At 71.9% G+C, this 1,606-nt stretch carries 2 protein-coding genes; one reads left to right on the forward strand and one right to left on the reverse strand.

Translation table 11 applies throughout. From position 1 onward, the window contains the following. Positions 1–303: hypothetical protein (locus I5G_RS08225; protein ID WP_026095768.1), on the forward strand; the 303-nt coding region annotated here is incomplete at its 5' end. A 13-nt stretch (positions 304–316) separates the two neighbouring features. Here I5G_RS08225 and I5G_RS08230 read toward each other — a convergent pair. Then, positions 317–1,522, reverse strand: a complete 1,206-nt coding sequence (locus tag I5G_RS08230) for an MFS transporter (protein ID WP_026095769.1) — start codon at positions 1,520–1,522, stop codon at positions 317–319. Positions 1,523–1,606: the final 84 nt, after the last annotated feature.

Below are 1,606 nucleotides of genomic sequence, written 5' to 3' on the forward strand. Positions count from 1 at the left end.
CCGACTCTTCCTGTGAGCGAGATGACGGTCGAACCGCGCGACTATCCGACCGGACGCATCCTGGCGTTCAACGGCACCACCGAGTGGGCGCTGGATTCCGTCGCGACCGAGGACGCGCTGTGGCTGCCCTCCGAAGCGCAACTGCGCGAGATGCTGCGCTCGGCGTTCCGGTCGTTGCGGAGGCTCTCCGACACGCATGAGGTCGAGATCTCGATCGGGGGCACGACGCTGGTCTTCGACCACCCCGAACCCGCGGATGCCTATGCGCTCGCGGTTCTGGAGCTCCTGCGCCGCACGTACTGAGCGCAATGGGCGCTCAGGTGACGGTGTGCACCGGCTCGGTGTCGGGGATGGGGCTCGCGTCGCGGTGGCGCAGGTCGGGGAACCCGCGGACGAACAGCACCGAGACGATCAGTCCCGCGGCCGCGAAGCCGGCGGCGGCGACGTAGGCGCCCTGCGGGCCGACGCCGTCGACCAGGAAGCCGGCGACCGCGGACCCCGCGGCGGCGCCGATCAGTTGGCCGGTGCCGATCCAGCCGTAGGCCTCGGCCGTCTCGCTGAAGCGCACGCTCGCGGAGGTCATCGCGAACATCACGGCCAGGGCCGGGGCGATGCCCGCGCCGGCGACCAGCAGCGTCCCGCCGAGCCACCAGGCGTTGAGAGACACGATCGTGAGGCTGAGGCCGACGGTCACGATCGCGAGACGGCGCGCCATGGCCCAGCGGCCGATCGGGATGTGTCCGAACGCGAGGCCGCCGCTGAGGCTGCCGATCGCGAAGACCGCGAGCACGAGACCCGCCTCGAGACCGCCGTGCGAGAACGTCGCGACGACGCCGGCCTCGACGGCCGCGCACGCGCCGATGAGGAGGAAGCCCGTCGCGGTCGCGAGGATCACGGGCGGCTTGCGCAGCACGCTGCCGAGGGCGCGGCGGCTGCGCGGAATGCGGACGCGACCGACCTCGGGGCTGAGGATGAACCACGCGCCGCCGCCGAGAAGGATCACGACGATGAGGAGGAGCGCGGGCACCGTGCCCGCCTGCGTGCCCACGAGCGTGATGAGCACGGGCGCGAGGACCCAGATGATCTCCTGCAGCGAGGCATCGAGGGAGTAGAGCGGGGTCAGCTGCGACGAGTTGACCATCTTGGGGTAGATGGTGCGGACGGCCGACTGGACCGGGGGAGTGGCCAGGCCGCCGACGAAGCCGAGGGCCATGTAGACGGGCAGTGGCACGACGAGCAGCGCGATCGCCGCGATGGCGGCAGCGCACAGCACGAGCGTGACGGTGAGGACGCGGCGCATGCCCCAGCGGCCCATCCAGCGGCTGGTGACGGGGCCGGCGATCGCTTGACCGACGCTCGTGGCGGCGAGGACGAGCCCCGCGGCACCGTACGAACCGGTGACGTGCTCGATGTGCAGGAGCACGGCGAGGCTGATCATGCCGTTGGGGAACCGCGCCGTCAGCTGCGCGGCGATGATGCGCCCCACTCCGGGGGTTCTGAGGAGTACGCGGTAGCCGGCCACCGCACCACGGTACCCGGTGCCCCCGACATCGCGGTCGGGTCGGCGGTGCGGGCGTCGAGCGACACGCCGCGACACGCCGAAGCG

It is taken from the genome of Microbacterium sp. B19 (genome assembly GCF_000333395.1).
Classification (GTDB): Bacteria; Actinomycetota; Actinomycetes; order Actinomycetales; family Microbacteriaceae; genus Microbacterium.